Origin of the sequence: Streptomyces sp. TS71-3 (assembly GCF_018327685.1) — a bacterium.
Classification (GTDB): domain Bacteria; phylum Actinomycetota; class Actinomycetes; order Streptomycetales; family Streptomycetaceae; genus Streptomyces.
The window spans coordinates 3,761,205-3,776,946 of sequence record NZ_BNEL01000003.1 but is presented as its reverse complement, the minus strand read 5'-3'; the positions used below and the strand labels follow the sequence as shown (position 1 = coordinate 3,776,946).

The window sequence follows — 15,742 nt, the reverse complement described above, 5'->3', positions numbered from 1 at the left end:
CTCTGGAAGCGGCTGACCGGCCCGCGCCGCGAGGAGGTGGCGAAGATCATCCGGCGTGCCCGGGATCGCGGTGAGGTCAGCCACCCCGACGAGGAGTTCCTCATCGATCTGGTGTTCGGTCCGATGTGGTACCGGCTGCTCTTCGACCGCGTATCGCTGGACCGGGGGTACGCGGCGGCCATCGCCGACACCGTCGCGGTGGCCGCGCGGCTCGACGGCGGGGAAGCGGCCCTCGCCCCCTGACCCCGCGCCGCGCTCCGGACGCCCCTCCGGGCCCCGGCTCCGGACGTCCCCGTCCCGGCCACCCCGCCCGGGACGCCCACCGCCCGGGACACCGCCCGGGACGCCCCTTCCGGGGATCGCGTTCCGGGCGCCCACCACCTCGCACCCGCACGGCCCGCACCACACGTACGACTCGCACCGCGCGCCCGACTCGCATCACGCGCCCGAGGCGCACCACACGTACCACTCGCACCACGTGAACCACGCGACCTCCTGGCGGCCGTACGGGCCGCGTGGGGGCGCGTCATCCACCGGGCAGGGTCCTGCCCGTTACCGGAGGTACGACATGACGTCCATCGCGGACCAGACCATCGTCATCACCGGCGCGACCGACGGGCTCGGCCGTGCGCTCGCCCATGAACTGGCCCCGCTGGGACCCGAACTCGTCCTGCACGGGCGCAGCGAGGAAAAGGGCCAGGAGCTTCTCGCGGAGCTGCGGGCCGCCACGGGCAACGAGCGGCTGAGCTACGAGCGGGCCGACTTCTCCTCGCTCGCCGAGATCCAGTCGCTCGCCGACCGGCTGCTGTCCCGGCCCCGGATCGACGTCCTGGTCAACAACGCGGGCATGGGGGTCGAACTCGACCGCCGGGAGAGCCGGGACGGGCTGGAGCTGACCTTCCAGGTCGACTACCTCTCCACGTACATCCTGAGCTGCCGGCTGGCCCCGCTGCTGGTCGACTCCGCGCCCGCCAGGATCGTCAACGTGACCTCGGCGGGCCAGGCCCCCATCGACTTCGACGACGTCATGCTGCGCAGCGGCTGGAGCGGGGGCCAGGCCTACTGCCAGGCCAAGCTCGCCCAGATCATGCTCACCATGGACCTGGCGGACGTGCTCGACGGCACCGGGGTGACGGTCAACTCCCTGCACCCCGCCTCGTACATGCCGACCAAGATCGTCACGCATCTCTTCACCCCGCAGAGCACGGTCGCGGAGGGCGTGCGGAACACCGCGCGCCTGGTCACGGACCCCGAGTACGCCAGGAACAGCGGCCTCTACGTGAACCGCTCGCAGGTGGCGCGCGCCCACGCGCAGGCGCACGACGAGGGCGCGCGCGCCCGCCTGCGCCGGCTGAGCGAGGAGCTGACGGGCACCCCGATGCCGGCCGTGGGCGCGGACGCCTCTCCGCGCTGACCGTCCGCCGGTCGGCGTTCCGCGCCGACCGCGGGCCGGCCGGACGGCGTAACGGAAGGAGTGCGTTCTGCTGTCGAGAGGCGAGAGCACACGGAGCCGAATCCTCCTCGCGGCCGCGGAAGGCTTCGGCGCACACGGGTACCACAGGACGAGCGTCGCCGACATCAGCGGGAAGCCGGCGTGACCGGCGGGGCGCTCTACTTCCACTTCGACTCGAAGGAGCAGCTGGCCGCCGCCGTCCTGGAACTGGAGGACGACATCTGGCCGGCCCTGGCGATGGCCGTCCGGGTGCGGGAGCGCAGCGGGCTGCGGGGCCTCGTCGAGTTCTCCTACGAGGCCGCGTGCCGCATGGCGCACGACCCCGTCGCCCGGGCCGGGTTCCGCCTCCGGGTGGAGGGCGAGCCCGACGGCGAGGGCAACGCACGGCGCGGAACTGCGGTGGCTCTCCCTGGTCACGGAGTTCCTCGCGCTGGCCCAGCGGCAGCGGGAGATACGGGCGGACCTGCTGCCCGTGGACATCGCCCACGTCTTCGTGGAGGCGCTCACCGGGATGCGGCTGCTCTCCCTCGCGGTGGAGTGGGCCGACCTGGACCCGCGGCTGTGCAGGCTGTGGGACGCCCTGCTGCGGATGGTGCTGGCGGAGGGCAGTACCTTCTCGCTCCGGCCGCCCCGCGAGGTGCCGGCGGCGTGCCCGCCCGGCCGGCCGGAAGACGGACCGGGCACACCCGGCACGACCCCTGGGAAGCACGACCGCCCGGAAGCACGAGCCCTGAGAAACAAGATCGCTGAGAACGGGAGATGCAGATGTCAGCACTGACGCGCCGCGGGTTCCTCGGCGCCGGAGCCGGCGGCACGGTCGCCGCGCTCACCACCGTGGGACCCGCGTACGCGGGCGCGCCGGACACCGCCGGGGAGACGGGCCGGGCGGTGGGCGCCCCGCCCGCGGTCACCGTCACCTCGGACGACGTCCGGTACGGCGACCTGACGGCCCGCGGGTACAACGGCCGCTTCGTCGGGAAGCCGGACTCCGTGCGGATCGTCCACACGACCGAGCAGGTCACGGCCGCCGTCGCGGAGGCGGTGCGGGACGGCGCGCGGATCGCCGTCCGCAGCGGCGGCCACTGCCTGGACGGGCTGGTCGACGACGGGCAGGTACGGATGCTGCTCGACGTGTCCGAGATGGACGCCGTGTACTTCGACGAGGAGCGGCAGGCGTTCGCCGTCGAGGCGGGCGCCCAACTCGGCCACGTGTACCGGACGCTGTACCTGGACTGGGGCGTGACGATACCCGGCGGCACCTGCCCGACCGTGGGCGTCGGCGGCCATGTGCAGGGCGGTGGCTACGGGGCGCTGTGCCGCCAGTACGGAGCGGTCGTCGACCACTTGTACGGGGTGGAGGTGGTGGTCGTCGACGGCGCGGGGAAGGCGCGGGCGGTGATCGCCACCAGCGACGTGGACGACCCGCACCGCGACCTGTGGTGGGCCCACACCGGCGGGGGCGGCGGCAACTTCGGCGTGGTCACCAAGTACTGGTTCAGGACCCCCGGCGCCACCGGGGACCCGGCCGGCCTGCTGCCCAGGCCGCCCGGCGCGCTGCTGAAGGCGTCCGTCAGCTGGAAGTGGAGCGACCTCACCGAGGAGGCGTTCACCCGCATCGTGCGCAACCACGGCCAGTGGCACACGGACAACGACGGCGACGGCGGGCCGTACGCCAGCCTGAACAGCGTCCTACTGCTGCACAACGCGGCCCTCGGGACGGTGGGCCTCAACGTCCAGGTCGACGGCACCCTGGCGAACGCGGCCGACTTGGTGGACGACTACATCGGCGCGGTGACCGTCGGCGTGGACGTGGCGCACACCAGGACCCGGGCGACGGGACCCTGGCTGAAGGAGACCCTCAAGAACCCGTACGAGACCGGGGCCTACGACCGCTCCAAGTCCAAGGGCGCCTACCTGCGCCGGGCCTACTCCGAGGACCAGATCGCCGCCCTGTACCGGCGGCTGTCCGACCCCGGCTACGACGGCCACGCCTCCGTCCTCCTCTACACCTACGGCGGCCGCGCCAACGTGCCCGCCCCCGCCGACACCGCCATGCCGCAGCGGGACTCGGTCCTCAAGGCCAACTTCATCACCTACTGGGCCGACCCCGCCGACGACGCCCGGCACGTCGACTGGATGCGAGGGCTCTACAAGGAGACGTACGCGGCGACCGGCGGCGTCCCGGTCATCGACGGCGACAGCGACGGCTCGTACATCAACTACCCGGACACGGACCTGAAGGACCCGGAGTGGAACGCCTCCGGCACCCCCTGGCAGACCCTCTACTACAAGGACAACTATCCGCGGCTCCAGCGGATCAAGGGCGAGTGGGACCCCGGGAACGTCTTCCACCACGCGCTGTCCATCACCTACTGACACACCCCCTGACACCCACGGGCAGCAGACGCTGACATGCGTGTCCGTGCCCTGGCCGGTATCCGCCGGGCGGGCACGGACAGCCGAACTGGAGGGACTGTGCTTCAAGCGGCTCGATGAGCCGTACCGGCCGACGCGCTCCTGACGGAAGTACAACGTACGGGTCACGACCGACGCCGTCATCGGAGCCGTCACCGGCTCACTCACCGCCAGGTCACTGAGGTAGGCGCGACGCTCAGCCATGACCCGGATGTACCACCGGGCGAGCAGAGGCGCCCAGGCGTGCGGAGACGGTTGCAGAAGCACGCAGGCACGCCCCCGCGCCAGTCACGTTGCGACGAGACAGGCACCAGCAACATCCCGCCCCAGCAGTCACCCCACGCAGCCATCGAAACCCACCCGCATACCCAGCCCTCCCAGCACCGCTGATTCGCACCGCGTAAAACACAAAATGCCTGTACATCAGAGGCGAAAACGACCTCTCAGCTTGTCGTTTAAGGTCCGACATCGAACACGGCTCGAACTTGATCAGAGTTTTCGCAATTCGGCGGATGTATAGGCGGCCCTCGTCTGATCCTGTGCTCCGTCACAGAGATACGGGATCTATCGAAGGCAGCTAGAAGTGAGTCTGCTGCATCACGATGTTCAGCGGGAGCCGTTCGGCTTGCTATCACACTTCCGGAGGGAGTTGTACGCGTCGCTGACCGCGCGTGCGGATGCGCTGTTCGAGCTCACCGACGCGATGCTATGCGCTGACGGGCCTGTGAAGACGCTGGTCAGCCTAGCTCTGGTGCCGGAATACCGCCGCGGGCACGGTTCTCTCTATGCGGGTCTGAACCGGGGGCGGATGGACGTGGGCCGACTGCGGCGGGCGCTGGTCTCCGTGCCATTGCCGAAGGCGGCTGACAGCCGCCTGGTTCTCGCGGTCGACGTCTCGCCCTGGCTCCGCCCGGACGCGGACACCACCCCTGACCGGTGCTTCTGCCACACCTACGGGTACGGCGACAACAAGCACTTGATGATTCCGGGGTGGCCCTACTCGGTCGTGGCCGCACTGGAGACGGGGCGGACGTCGTGGACCGCGATTCTGGACGCTGTCCGGCTTCAGCCCGGCGCCGACGTCGCCGCTGTCACCACCGCGCAGATCCGCGAAGTCGTCGAGCGGCTGGTCGATTCGGCTCAGTGGAAGGACGGCGACCCGGACGTCCTGATTGTGGTCGACGCTGGCTATGACGCTCCGCGGCTCGCTCACCTGCTGGCGGACCTGCCCATTGAGATCCTGGGCCGGACACGGTCGGACCGCGTGATGCGCCGGCCGACACCACCACGTGTCTACGACCCCAAAGGTGGCCGACCGCCCAAGCACGGCGGAGAGTTCGTCTTCGGCCAGCCGGATACCTGGGGTGAGGAGCACGTGGTGACCGTCTGCGACACCCGCCTCTACGGCACAGCCACAGTCCGGGCCTGGGACCGGCTCCACCCGCGGTTGACCCGCCGGGCCGCCTGGATCGACCACAATGCCGAGTTGCCCATCATCGAAGGCACGGTGACCCGCTTGGAGGTCTCCCACCTGCCGTCCGGCGCCGACCCGAAACCGTTGTGGCTGTGGTGGTCCAAGACCGGCGCCACCGCAGCGGACATCAACCGTTGCTGGCAGGCGTTCCTGCGAAGATTCGACGTCGAGCACACCTTCCGCATGATGAAACAGACCCTCGGGTGGACCGCCCCCCAAGCTCCGCAGCCCTGATGCCGCCGACCGCTGGACCTGGCTCGCCATCGCCGCCCACACCCAGCTCCGCCTCGCCCGTCCGCTCGTCCAGGACCTCCGGCATCCCTGGGAGAAGCCGGCCCCGCCCGAACGACTCACCCCTGCCCGGGTCCGGCGGGCCCCGGCCGACCGCCGGGGACGAAGAACCGGCACAGGGCAATCCGCCACGACGTGGGCAGAGTGCTCCGGCTGGGAGGGTTTCGGTGCACCTGCTGGGGATGCTGCCGTCGGACGGAGGTTCCTGAACCCCGGCCACCGGCCAGCCACACCAGCGGCCCACTCACCACAAGGTCGGCACCAAACCCCGACGAACGGGGCAGAACCCGCGACAGGCGGCGTTGTAGGTACAGATACTCATGCGCAGGCCATGGGCACCGCTTACCTTCTGCCGGGTGCCCACGAACTCGACACCACAGCCCGCTGCTACTTCCAGGAAGGGCTGGTGCTGCTGTCTGCTGTTCGCCGCCCCGCCCGTCGCCTGGCTCCTTACCGCCCCGTTCCTGCCGGAGCGGGTGTCCTGGTTCCCGATCTGGCTGGCGGCTACGGTCTGGAACGGCACGGACGGCCAGGGCGGAATCAGCCACATGCTCGGATAGGTGGGGTAGGTAGCCACCAACGAGCAGCGCCTTTAAGCGCCATCCTCAGACCCGACGGACATGAACGTTAAAAGCCAAGCTCAGCTTGGCATTTATCCTCTGAGTCGGTTTCGTTCGATGATGCTTTCTGGTCGTTTCACGGTTTTGCCCACGTCGTAGTGGGCGGCGGGTCGCCGGTTCTTCGAGCCGAGTGGCCTTCCAGGGCCGGGAGTTGAGGGTTTCGGTGCACGGGCCGGACAGAGCAGGTGCGGGCGGAGGTTCCTGAACCCCCGGCGGACCCTGGCCGGGGTAAGCCGGCCGGGCTCGGCCGGTTTCTCCCATGGCCGTCTCAGGTCGGTGGCGGCCTGGCGCAGGAGGCGGAGCTGGGTGTGCGCGGCGATGACGATCCAGGTCCAGCGTTCGCCGGCCTCGGGGGTACGGAGCTTCGGCCGGGTCCAGCCCAGGGTCTGCTTCATCAGCCGGAACGTGTGCTCCAGGTCGAAGCGCCTCAGGAACGCCTGCCAGCGGACGTCGACATCCTCGCTGCTCAGAGCGGTGGCCGACGACCACAGCCAGACGGGCAGCGGGTCGCCTCCGCCGGGCAGGCGGTCGACCTGGAGGCGGATCAGTGTGCCCTCGATGACGGGGAGTTCACCGGTGTGGTCGATCCAGGTCAGCCTCGGGTGGATGCGGTCCCAGGCCATCGCGCGGGCGGTGCCGTACCGGTCGGTGACCTGCACCGTTGCCGCGTCGGGCTCTCCGGTTTGGCGAAGCGGAACTCTCCGCCATGCTTCGGCGGGTGACCGCCGCGGGGGTGGACCCGGTAGTACTCCTCGCGGGAAGGCGCCGGGCGGCGCATGACCCGGTCCGTGCGCATCCGCCCGAGGACCTCGACCGGGAGGCCGGCCAGGAGGTGGGCCATGCGCGGGGCGTCGTAACCGGCGTCGAACACGATGAGGATGTCGCGGTCGCCCGCGTGCCAGCGGCCCATCTCGACCAGGTCGGTGATCACCCGGCGGACCTGGGCGGCAGTGACCTCGGCGACGTCGTCCTCGGGCCCGAGACGGACAGCGTCCAGGAGCTGGCACCAGGACGTCCGGCCCGACTCCAGCGCGGCGACGAAGGAGTAGGGCCAACCGGGAATGAACTGGTCCGAGGTCCGTCCGCTGCGGCCGTAGACGTGGCAGAACAGACGCTCCGCGCTGGTCGGCGCGTCGGGGCGCAGCCAGTTGCTGACGTCGACTGCCAGGACCAGGCGCCCGTCGGCGGCCTGCGGCATCGGCAGGCCGGCGAGCACCTGCCGCAGCCGGGGCACATCGATGGTCCCGTTGTTCAGCGCGTTGTACATCGCGCCGTGCCCGCGCCGGTGCTCGGCCACCAGCGTCAGGTCCACCGGCGTCCTCACCGGACCGTCCGCGCACAGCAGCGCATCGGCGAGCTCGAACAGTTCGTCCCCGCGCACGGCCAGGCAGTCGAATAAGTCCTCTCGGAAGCGTGACGCTTGCGCGAACGCTTCCCCGGGACCGTCGGCAGGCAGCGGACTCACTTCACGGCCTTCGTCTCGATCGGTGCACCTTGGTCGGAGCACATGATCAGACGAAGGCCGCCTTTTTGTTCACTGAACTGCGAAAAAGTTGATCAAGTTCGAGACGATTGTTCGATGTCGCTGCGTGGTTCTTTCCAGGCAGCCGGCTGTCACTCGCTCATGGGCTCTGCGGGCGTATCTAGGTGCTTGTCGAGGAAGCTGTTGATGAACTCCACTCCGAAGGCGTGGGCGTCCGGAGAGACGTCGGAGGGCGACTCGCCGAACCACAAGACGGTCTCCGGGTTGCGCTTGGCTTCATCGAGCCACATACGAAGCTTGCCGAGTCGTCCTCCGCTCAACCGGACCGCAGCCTGATGCACGCGTTCACACTCCGCTCCTGTGTAGAAAACAAGGAGTGACAGGGCGCTCGCAGCGTCATTGTCCGGAAATGTGGCGTCGCAAAGCTGACGTGTTGCAGGTGACACGGTCATGGCCGCCATCCTGCCCATCGAGGAGACCGTAGACAACGGCAAGGTTCGGCGGAGGTTAAACGACAAGCTCAGAAGTCGTACGGCTTCTTGGTGCTCCAGTTCAGCACGTCGGCCTCGTTCCAGCTGAACCGCAGCATCTGACCCTTGGTGTCGACGGAGTGGAAGGGGCCGTCATGACCGTCCACGCCGCGTAACGCGATGGCGAACGACCGGGCCGTGTGGTTCTTCGAGCCGTTGTCCGGCTGACTATTCCGATCCGTCTCGCTCCTCACGCTACAGCCAGATCATCTCACTGTGACCAGGAGTTACAGGACACCTTTAGGTCGCTTTCCCGGGTGCAGGAACTGTAAGTTGTACGACGCGAGCCTCGGGCAGGCGTAGCACTGCTCCAACATCTCCGGTAGTCCATCCCTGGCCCAAGAGGAGACGGGACGCGTGGCGTGCTGCATCTCGCTCTGCCTGTTCTGCTTTGGCTCGAGTGATCCGAGCACTCGTCAGCGCGCGTAGTGCAGCCCGAGCTTCGGGATCAGCCGGCTCCACCGAAACGACGATGCTGGTGCGGTCGGCCTCCAGGTACTTGGCGACGAGCTCTTGGATCTCGTCTTCGGCTTCCAACCAGGTGCCTGCTTGGGCCTGCAGGCTGTGTTTACCGGGGAGATCGTGAACGCTGACGTTCCAGGCGGATCCGGTGTGGACGGCCGTGGCGGGGTACGTGGTGAGCTCGAATGTAAGATCGTCGGGATCCGCGGTGATGTCCGGCTGATCGAAGATCGCGTCGAATGGCATGGGGGCTTCCCGTTCGTGGCGCACTGAGGCGAATGACTCTCGTCTTGAGGCTATACCGGCCCAGACGTTTGTCCGTGTCACTTCGGCCACACGCACGAAGATCATGCTCGGGCGTCCCACCGATCCCGATTGATTTTTCGTTGCTCGCGCGTTCAGAAACGGACAGTGCCCTGCCGAGAGCCTGGGCACTTCTCCTTGTGTCCACGCGCCTTGTGATCTGGAGCTTTCTTGCCGACCGGAACAGGCATGGCCTCCCCGCAGAGTCGGCAGAAGCTCGAAGCAGCCATGATCAGCATCCTTCGGGCGTTGGCGTGGGTCATCCAGGCGGTGGCCCAGCAAGGGCGAGATCACCATGGCTCCCTGGGAGCCTCGTGATCGAGTTCACGGGGTCAGCGCCTGGACGCGGCCGAGGAAATGGGCACCGCTCAGTCGTGAAGCAGCGCGTCGATGGAACGCGGGTTCTATACGGTGAGCATTGCACGCAAACTTGATCAACTAAGACTGCGCCTTATGAGATGACCAAAACAATATGACATAGGTCGCAATTAAGATGGTGGAAGCCTGTCGTCCGTTTTCCAGAAACGGTGACCGTGGACACATCGGAAACTGGAAGAGAAAGGCGTCGCACTAACACTGTTACGGACCATGGGCATCCGATTCCACAGGCGATTCTGCTTAGCCTCGAACTTTCGTGACGGGCCGCCGACGGAGTCGGTGGACCGTTTTGTATCGCGTGCTGGGTGAGGGGTAGGCCGAGAGCCCGACTGTCGTGTCGGGTGGTCGCCGGGTTCCACTGCTCCGGGGTGGGTGGTGCTGTCGTTGGGACGAAAGCGGCTGGTCAGCCGGGGTTCGGAAGCTGGCTGAGGCGTTCGAGGGCTGCGGTGATGTGGCTGGTGTAGGGCCAGTGTCGGGCCAGGCGGAGAATCCGGCGGCGGCTGGTGGTCACGAGTTGCCCGGCTGCGGTGAACAGACGGAGTCGCAGGCGGCGGGGCTCCCAGCATCTGGCCTTGCCGGCCAACGCGAGCATCGGCATCAAGGCCAGCAGGTCCAGCGCGATCTGCACGATCTCCAGCCAGATGCGGTTCTGCGCGGTGTGGTGCAGGGGGAGGTTGCGCAGTCCGGTGGCGCGGGCGGCCCGGATCCGGTCCTCCGCCCGGGCCCGCAGGCGGTGGCGGAGTTCGAGTGCCGCGATCGGCCGGCCGGTGGTGTTCGTCGCGAAGCACGTCAGCCGCATGCCGTCCGCGTCGATCAGCCGCAACTGGGCGCCAGGATACGGTCGTTCTTTCCTGACAATGAGCCGCATGCCCTTGGACCAGCCGTGAAGGACGTCGCCCGTGAGTTCGGCGACCCAGGCCCCGTCACGCATCTCACCGTCCGCCTCGACGGCCGGGGTCCAAGCGGATGCGGGGACCTTCAGTACGTGCTGGTGGATCGCCTCGGTGATCACCATGGCGACCGAGTAGGACAGCCACCGTCCCCGCTGGGTGAGCCAGGCGACGAAGTCATGTGTCCCGCCCGCGGAATCGCTGCGGATCAGGGTCCGGCGTCCCCGCCGGTACTCCTTCGGTAGTTGGGCCAAGGCCAGACGGGTGACCGTCATGTGATCGCCGGCGGTGTTTGATCCCGCGTTGCCCGGCCGTAGCAGGGCAGCAACGGGCTCCCCGGTCCCACCCGCACCGTGGTCGACGAACCCCATCAGCGGGTGATGGCACAAAGGTCCGCTTCCAGGTCGGGGCCGCATCTTCCTTGTCGGAGTGCGCGATCACCAGCACCCCGTCCAGGTCCACGGTCACCGCCCCGCCCCCGTGGGGCGCCCTGTCACCAGACAGTCGCCAGACTCCTTCGCGGACTTCGGCCCGCGCGGCGCGAAGGGCCCGTAGGGCCTTGCCGCCGCTGGAAGCGAGGGCCTCGATCAGACAGGAGACGGTCGGGTCGGAGGCGACCGTCCCGAACACGACCGGCTCGGCCCGCAACATGCCGACATCGGCCAGACAGTCCCCGCCCATCGCGACCATGAGCGCGAGGTCCAGGAGGACCTCCCCGGGATCATGGACGGCTCATGGCTTGCGCCAGGGCTCCAGCGCAACGGATACCGCCTGGTCAAGGCCGATCTTGCGGACCGTTTCCACCAGCAGGACCGCACCAGCCTGCGAGACCACCTGGCGGCCGTCACCCTGGACACAGACACGCGGGTAGGACGCGATACGCTCGCTCACCTGGAAAGTGCTCTATCCCCCGCAGCCAACAGGACCCTCAGCAAGTCCCACCGTTGCAGGTCAAGAGCACTTTCTGCGTTTCTGACCAACCCTTGGACAACCCACCCCGCGAAAGCGCCAGGTTAATTGGACACTCCCGTCCGCCGCCACGGGCTGCTTCGGCTCAGCCCAGCACGTCCATCAGGGCGGTGACATAGGCATCCAGCCGCTCCTCCACAACCCGCGTGGTCAGCTCCGTCCTTCCCGCCTTCCGCCACGGCCGTGCCACCCACTGCACTGCTTCCGAGAACGCCAGCCCGTCCCGGATCCGCCAGTACAGCCGCTCGCTCGCGGTCGCGGCCAGCATCCCGCCGGCCTCCTCGTACGCCTCAGCGAACCGCAGACCCCACGCCGGGCCGTGCAGCAACGCGAGATTGGTGGAGCAGTGCGCCACATCGAGATCCGCCGGGCCCCAGGAAGGCTGCGCCCAGTCGACGACGCCCGTGATCCGGGCACCTGCCGGCCTTGAGGGCAGCACGTCGAACAGCACGTTGCCGGGGTGGAAGTCCCGGTGCAGGAATCGCCCTTCATACGGCGGCGCGGGCCTACGGATCACGGCGATCGCCGCCGCCCATACCGCCGCGTCGGCGCCCTTCGGAACGACGACGGTGTCGGCGGTCGTCCACGCCTCATACTCCCGAGGTCGCTCGGCGGGTCGCAACGCGTGGATCGCCACGAGTTGACGGGCCAGCAGAGGGACACGCGACTCCAATCCCTCTTCCTCAAGGACCGTCCGGCCCGCCAGATGTGTCATCAGGAGCGACGGATACTCGCAATACGCGGCGGTCGGATCAACCGCGACCAGTCCGGGAGCCGGCACGCCGGTACCGGCAAGCAGGGTCAGGGCGCAAGCCTCTCGGTTCAGCCAGTCCTCGGCGTGCTCCACGAAGAACGGTGCGACGAAGCTCCGCAGTACCAGGTCGCGGATATCTCCGTCCAGCGTGCGGATCGTCAGCCTGCGCATCTCGGCGGTGACGCCGCCGTGCAGCACCTCCGATTTGACAATCCGTTCGCCACCCTTCAGATGCCGGCCCACCCAAGCCCTGGTCAACGGACGGACGGACCCCGCCCCATCGTGGTCGATCACCGCGCCACCCCATCATCCAGACGTCGGCACGCGCAAAGCGGACAGAACTCCTGAGCGGACGCCTGCGCAGCGGAGGCACTCTCAGGGTTCAGGGCCGCCGGCCACTCCACTCTTGCGCGTATCCGAGTGGGCCCGGACTCGCTGGTGGCTACGGTCGCGCCAGAAGCATACGTTCGCTCAGACCGCAGGAGCGTCGAGTTCTCCGGTCTTCTTGTTGCGGCTGCGGTAAGCGCGCGCGGCCATACGGGTGCTGCACGCCGCACTGCAATACAAGCCGGAAGAATTGCGTGTCTTGTCGAAGAACCCCGTGTAGCACGAGGGGTTCTTGCATACCTTCAGGCGGGCCCAACCGCCACGTGCGGCCAGGTCGACCGCGGCGGCGAAAAGCGCGGCGAAGCCACCGAGTACTCCGCCGTGTGCCGGGACCAGTCGGTAGCCCTCGGCGCTTAGTCGCGGAACGAGAGGGTAGCGGTCGGCGATGCGCTGGATGTACTCCTCGGCCGCGGGCAGGGCCCTCTCGCCGTCCGCGCATCCCGAGTGCGCTCGGAAGATCATCGTGAACGCGTCACGTAGTTCGCGCGCCGCCAGCACGTCGGCACCGGTCACCGGGCTGCCGGCGCCGGCGAGGCCGGTGCGGTCCAGCCACGCGGACAGGTCCTCTGGGCTGGTCAGCAGGTCCGCCGTGCCGGCCAGGGCCCTGGTGTTCACGAAGCCGAGGAGCAGGTCGGAACTCTCGCACACGGGAGCCTGGCATGTGTCCGCCTCGGGCTGCTGCACGATCACACACCTCCCTTCACGGGCTGCCATCCCACGTCACTCACCGCAGCCTAGTCCGTCATTGTCGTCATTCGTTAGTCAATGACTTTAGCCCATCGAACGGCGATGGCGTCACTATCTAACATGTTACGGTCATAGTCATATGGTGCTGAGACCCCACAGGTCACCGTTGGAGCACCTGTCTATCCGGAGGTAGTCATGCCATCACTGCTCGTGATCCTCACCGGGGCGACGAAGTGGAGCCAGAAGGATGGCTCGCAGCGTCCCACCGGGTTCTGGGGCGAAGAGTTCGTCGAGCCGCACAAGGCGCTCACCGAGGCCGGAGTGAGCCTGACCCTGGCCACGCCGGGCGGCCGGCCTGCCGTAGTGGACGAGTTCAGCCTGACCGCGCAGGCCAACGGCGGAGACGAGAAGAAGGCCGCCGAGCTGCGGTCGTACCTGGACGGGAAACAGGAACTCCTCAAGAACCCGCAGCGGCTGGAGGACATCGATCCGGCTGCGTTCGACGGCGTACTCATCCCGGGCGGGCACGGGCCGATGCAGGACCTGGCGGTCAACGAGGACGTCGCCCGCGTGCTGCAGGCCATGCTCCCCGACACCTCGAAGATCGTGGCAGGGCTCTGCCACGGCCCGGCGGCGTTCCTGTCGGCTGGTGACGCTGAGGGGCAGTGGCTGTTCAAGGGGCGCCGTCTGACGTCCTTCACGGATGAGGAGGAGACGCAGACCGGCCTGGCGGCCAACGCCCCCTGGCTGCTTGGCGAGCGCCTCAGGCTCGCCGGGGCCCGCTACGAGTCAGGGGACGCCTGGTCCTCGTACGTGGTCGTCGACGGCAACCTCGTGACCGGCCAGAACCCCGCGTCGTCGGCCGAGGTGGCCAGCGCGGTCATCACCGGGCTCGCCGCGCGAGACAAGGCCTGAGAGCAGCAGCGTACGGTCGGAGGGGCGCGCCCCACGCCAGACAGGGTGGGAGCTCAGCCCCGGCCGGCGCGTGGTCTTGGGAGTCGACGGAGCCCTCACTACAAGACCAGCACGACCTGCGCGGCCACCGGCCACCGGCACCGCGGCCCGGGGCATCCACATCAACGTCGGCCGACCCTCTGCTCCGCCAGTGAAGGTCATGCGGCTGCCGGAACGGCGGGGCCCTTCTCCAGCAGAGTCCGGTAGCGCTTGGCATGCAGCGCCAGCTCTTCGTCGCTGACGCCTCGCGAGCCGTGCAGGACCAAGGGTTCCGCCCATGCCAGGCCCATGCGGTGAGCGGTCTGTTCGACGGGCCGCAGCAGTTCCTCGATGGTCAAGCGGTGGAAGCCGCCATGGCGGTACATCGTGGCCAGACCGCCCGTGGACAGGGCGGTCAGCAGCGTCTTGCCAGTGAGGAGAGGACCGGTGTCGTAGGCGAAGTCACGCGTCATGACCTCGTCCAGCCACTGCTTGAGGACCGCGGGCAGGGAGTACCAGTGCAGCGGGAACTGCCAGACGATCAGGTCGTGCGCGCTCACCAGTTGCTGTTCCGCCGCGACGTCGATGATCCGGTCGGGGTAGGTGCGGCTGATGTCCCGCACGGTGACGTTGTCCAGGTCCCGGATGGCCTCGGTCATGGCCGCGTTGATGCGTGAGCGGGACAGGTCGGGGTGGCCGACGACGACGAGGGTGCGAGGGGCTCGCGTGGTCAAGGGATACCTCCGGTATGTGCGGGGGCGCGCACCGGCACACCGCCCGCCGAGGGTGTGGACGGGTTCCGGCTGTGGGTGGGGACCCGGCTGTGGTGGGGAGCGGCCAGCGCCGGAGGTTCAGGCCGCGGTGTGCTCGTCGACGAGACGGCGGGCGGCGCCCTTGGCCTCCTCCACCACCGCCCGGTCCTGCAGCAGGCGGCCGGCGGCCATTGCACCGTCGACGAGGAGGCCGATGTGCCACGCCAGGCGCTCCGGCTCCGGAGCGCCCGTAGCGGCGGCCAGTGTTGTCAGCCACTCCTGGCGGCGTCGGGTGTGCGCAATGGCGATCTCCCGAGCCTGGGAGTCGAGGGAGGTCTCGACCGCGGCGCTGATGAACGGGCAGCCGAAGAAGCCGTGCCGCTCGAAGGCATTCAGGAGGGCGTCGAAGAGCCCCACCAGTTGCTCGGCCGGATCCGGGCCCGCCTGCTCCGCCGCGGTCTGGAGCTGGTCCATCCAGGAGTCGTCGGTGGCGGTCAGGTAGGCAGCCACGAGATCGCCCTTGGTCGGGAAATGCGCATACATGGTGGACTTCGCCACGCCGGCTTCGGCGATGACCTGGTCCATGCCCACACCTCGCAGTCCATGGGCGTAGAACAGCGAACGTGCCGCATCGAGGATCTTCTCGACCGACGCGGTCCTTCGTACCCGTGTCACCATGACGACCTCCTTAATCAGACAGACTAGTCCGTCCGATTAAGGAGAGGGAGGGCTTTTGCCGTGAGCTGAGCCACACCACGGCGCATGGCGCTCCCGGGTCGCGGGTCGCGGACGCCTGTCGCAGATCGCAGGGCACCTGTCGCGGGTCGCGGGGTCGCGGGTCGTACCGAGGTCGCAGAGGGGAGCCGAAGGGCGTCGGGGCGGGACCTTCGCGACCCGATCGTCCGGGTCCACATCCAACTGCGCAGCCCGAACGTGCTGGTCCGGGACAACTGCGGAGATG

13 protein-coding genes and 4 pseudogenes are annotated in these 15,742 nt (G+C 68.4%); 8 read left to right on the top strand and 9 right to left on the bottom strand.

Annotation, left to right across the window (positions count from 1 at the left end; genetic code table 11):
- The 7 genes and pseudogenes from Sm713_RS39970 to Sm713_RS39940 all read left to right on the top strand — a co-directional run.
- The coding region (locus tag Sm713_RS39970; RefSeq protein ID WP_212914809.1) for a TetR-like C-terminal domain-containing protein at nucleotides 1–243 on the top strand (243 nt) is incomplete at its 5' end.
- 325 nt (nucleotides 244–568) lie between these two features.
- Nucleotides 569–1,414 carry an SDR family NAD(P)-dependent oxidoreductase gene (locus Sm713_RS39965; RefSeq protein WP_212911671.1) on the top strand — a complete coding sequence of 282 codons (846 nt, stop codon included), beginning with the start codon at nucleotides 569–571 and terminating at the stop codon, nucleotides 1,412–1,414.
- Nucleotides 1,415–1,474: 60 nt separating this feature from the next.
- Nucleotides 1,475–1,645: pseudogene (locus Sm713_RS41920) on the top strand (TetR family transcriptional regulator); the annotation flags it as partial.
- 280 nt (nucleotides 1,646–1,925) lie between these two features.
- Complete coding sequence (locus Sm713_RS41125; RefSeq protein ID WP_249416978.1) at nucleotides 1,926–2,231, top strand: hypothetical protein; 306 nt, start codon at nucleotides 1,926–1,928, stop codon at nucleotides 2,229–2,231.
- A complete protein-coding gene (locus Sm713_RS39950; protein ID WP_212911670.1) occupies nucleotides 2,219–3,829 on the top strand; it encodes an FAD-binding oxidoreductase in 1,611 nt (536 codons plus the stop codon). The genes Sm713_RS41125 and Sm713_RS39950 overlap by 13 nt, the downstream gene beginning before the upstream one ends.
- Nucleotides 3,830–4,451: 622 nt before the next feature.
- Nucleotides 4,452–5,786, top strand: a pseudogene (locus tag Sm713_RS39945) (NF041680 family putative transposase); the annotation flags it as partial.
- Between the two features lie 203 nt (nucleotides 5,787–5,989).
- A complete protein-coding gene (locus Sm713_RS39940) occupies nucleotides 5,990–6,193 on the top strand; it encodes a hypothetical protein (RefSeq protein WP_212912246.1) in 204 nt (67 codons plus the stop codon).
- Between the two features lie 92 nt (nucleotides 6,194–6,285).
- On the opposite strand, the pseudogene Sm713_RS39935 reads toward Sm713_RS39940, so the two are convergent.
- The 7 genes and pseudogenes from Sm713_RS39935 to Sm713_RS39905 form a co-directional block, all read right to left on the bottom strand.
- Nucleotides 6,286–7,718 (bottom strand): annotated as a pseudogene (locus Sm713_RS39935) (NF041680 family putative transposase).
- Between the two features lie 149 nt (nucleotides 7,719–7,867).
- The gene (locus Sm713_RS39930) at nucleotides 7,868–8,026 is read right to left on the bottom strand and encodes a hypothetical protein (protein WP_212911669.1); all 159 of its coding nucleotides are present in this window, start codon (nucleotides 8,024–8,026) and stop codon (nucleotides 7,868–7,870) included.
- Nucleotides 8,027–8,256: 230 nt separating this feature from the next.
- Nucleotides 8,257–8,460, bottom strand: a complete 204-nt coding sequence (locus Sm713_RS39925; RefSeq protein ID WP_212912245.1) for a hypothetical protein — start codon at nucleotides 8,458–8,460, stop codon at nucleotides 8,257–8,259.
- Nucleotides 8,461–8,506: 46 nt separating this feature from the next.
- Nucleotides 8,507–8,974 carry a hypothetical protein gene (locus Sm713_RS39920; RefSeq protein WP_212911668.1) on the bottom strand — a complete coding sequence of 156 codons (468 nt, stop codon included), beginning with the start codon at nucleotides 8,972–8,974 and terminating at the stop codon, nucleotides 8,507–8,509.
- An 838-nt stretch (nucleotides 8,975–9,812) separates the two neighbouring features.
- A pseudogene (locus tag Sm713_RS39915) lies at nucleotides 9,813–11,190 on the bottom strand (IS1380 family transposase).
- Between the two features lie 163 nt (nucleotides 11,191–11,353).
- On the bottom strand, nucleotides 11,354–12,316 hold the full coding sequence (locus Sm713_RS39910) for a phosphotransferase family protein (protein WP_212914807.1): 963 nt from the start codon (nucleotides 12,314–12,316) through the stop codon (nucleotides 11,354–11,356).
- 177 nt (nucleotides 12,317–12,493) lie between these two features.
- A complete protein-coding gene (locus Sm713_RS39905; protein ID WP_212914806.1) occupies nucleotides 12,494–13,093 on the bottom strand; it encodes an ABATE domain-containing protein in 600 nt (199 codons plus the stop codon).
- Nucleotides 13,094–13,291: 198 nt separating this feature from the next.
- On the opposite strand from Sm713_RS39905, the gene Sm713_RS39900 reads away from it, so the two are divergent.
- Nucleotides 13,292–14,011 carry a type 1 glutamine amidotransferase domain-containing protein gene (locus tag Sm713_RS39900; RefSeq protein WP_212914805.1) on the top strand — a complete coding sequence of 240 codons (720 nt, stop codon included), beginning with the start codon at nucleotides 13,292–13,294 and terminating at the stop codon, nucleotides 14,009–14,011.
- A gap of 197 nt (nucleotides 14,012–14,208) precedes the next feature.
- Here Sm713_RS39900 and Sm713_RS39895 read toward each other — a convergent pair whose 3' ends face one another.
- The gene (locus tag Sm713_RS39895; RefSeq protein ID WP_212914804.1) at nucleotides 14,209–14,763 is read right to left on the bottom strand and encodes an NAD(P)H-dependent oxidoreductase; all 555 of its coding nucleotides are present in this window, start codon (nucleotides 14,761–14,763) and stop codon (nucleotides 14,209–14,211) included.
- A gap of 117 nt (nucleotides 14,764–14,880) precedes the next feature.
- The gene (locus Sm713_RS39890; protein WP_212914803.1) at nucleotides 14,881–15,459 is read right to left on the bottom strand and encodes a TetR/AcrR family transcriptional regulator; all 579 of its coding nucleotides are present in this window, start codon (nucleotides 15,457–15,459) and stop codon (nucleotides 14,881–14,883) included.
- Between the last annotated feature and the right edge of the window lie 283 nt (nucleotides 15,460–15,742).

Coding starts and splice junctions, on each gene's coding strand:
- Sm713_RS39965 (WP_212911671.1), top strand. CDS start 569: ATGACGTCCATCGCGGACCAGACCATCGTCATCACCGGCGCGACCGAC.
- Sm713_RS39950 (WP_212911670.1), top strand. CDS start 2,219: ATGTCAGCACTGACGCGCCGCGGGTTCCTCGGCGCCGGAGCCGGCGGC.
- Sm713_RS39920 (WP_212911668.1), bottom strand. CDS start 8,974: ATGCCATTCGACGCGATCTTCGATCAGCCGGACATCACCGCGGATCCC.
- Sm713_RS39890 (WP_212914803.1), bottom strand. CDS start 15,459: ATGGTGACACGGGTACGAAGGACCGCGTCGGTCGAGAAGATCCTCGAT.
- Sm713_RS39900 (WP_212914805.1), top strand. CDS start 13,292: ATGCCATCACTGCTCGTGATCCTCACCGGGGCGACGAAGTGGAGCCAG.
- Sm713_RS39930 (WP_212911669.1), bottom strand. CDS start 8,026: ATGTGGCTCGATGAAGCCAAGCGCAACCCGGAGACCGTCTTGTGGTTC.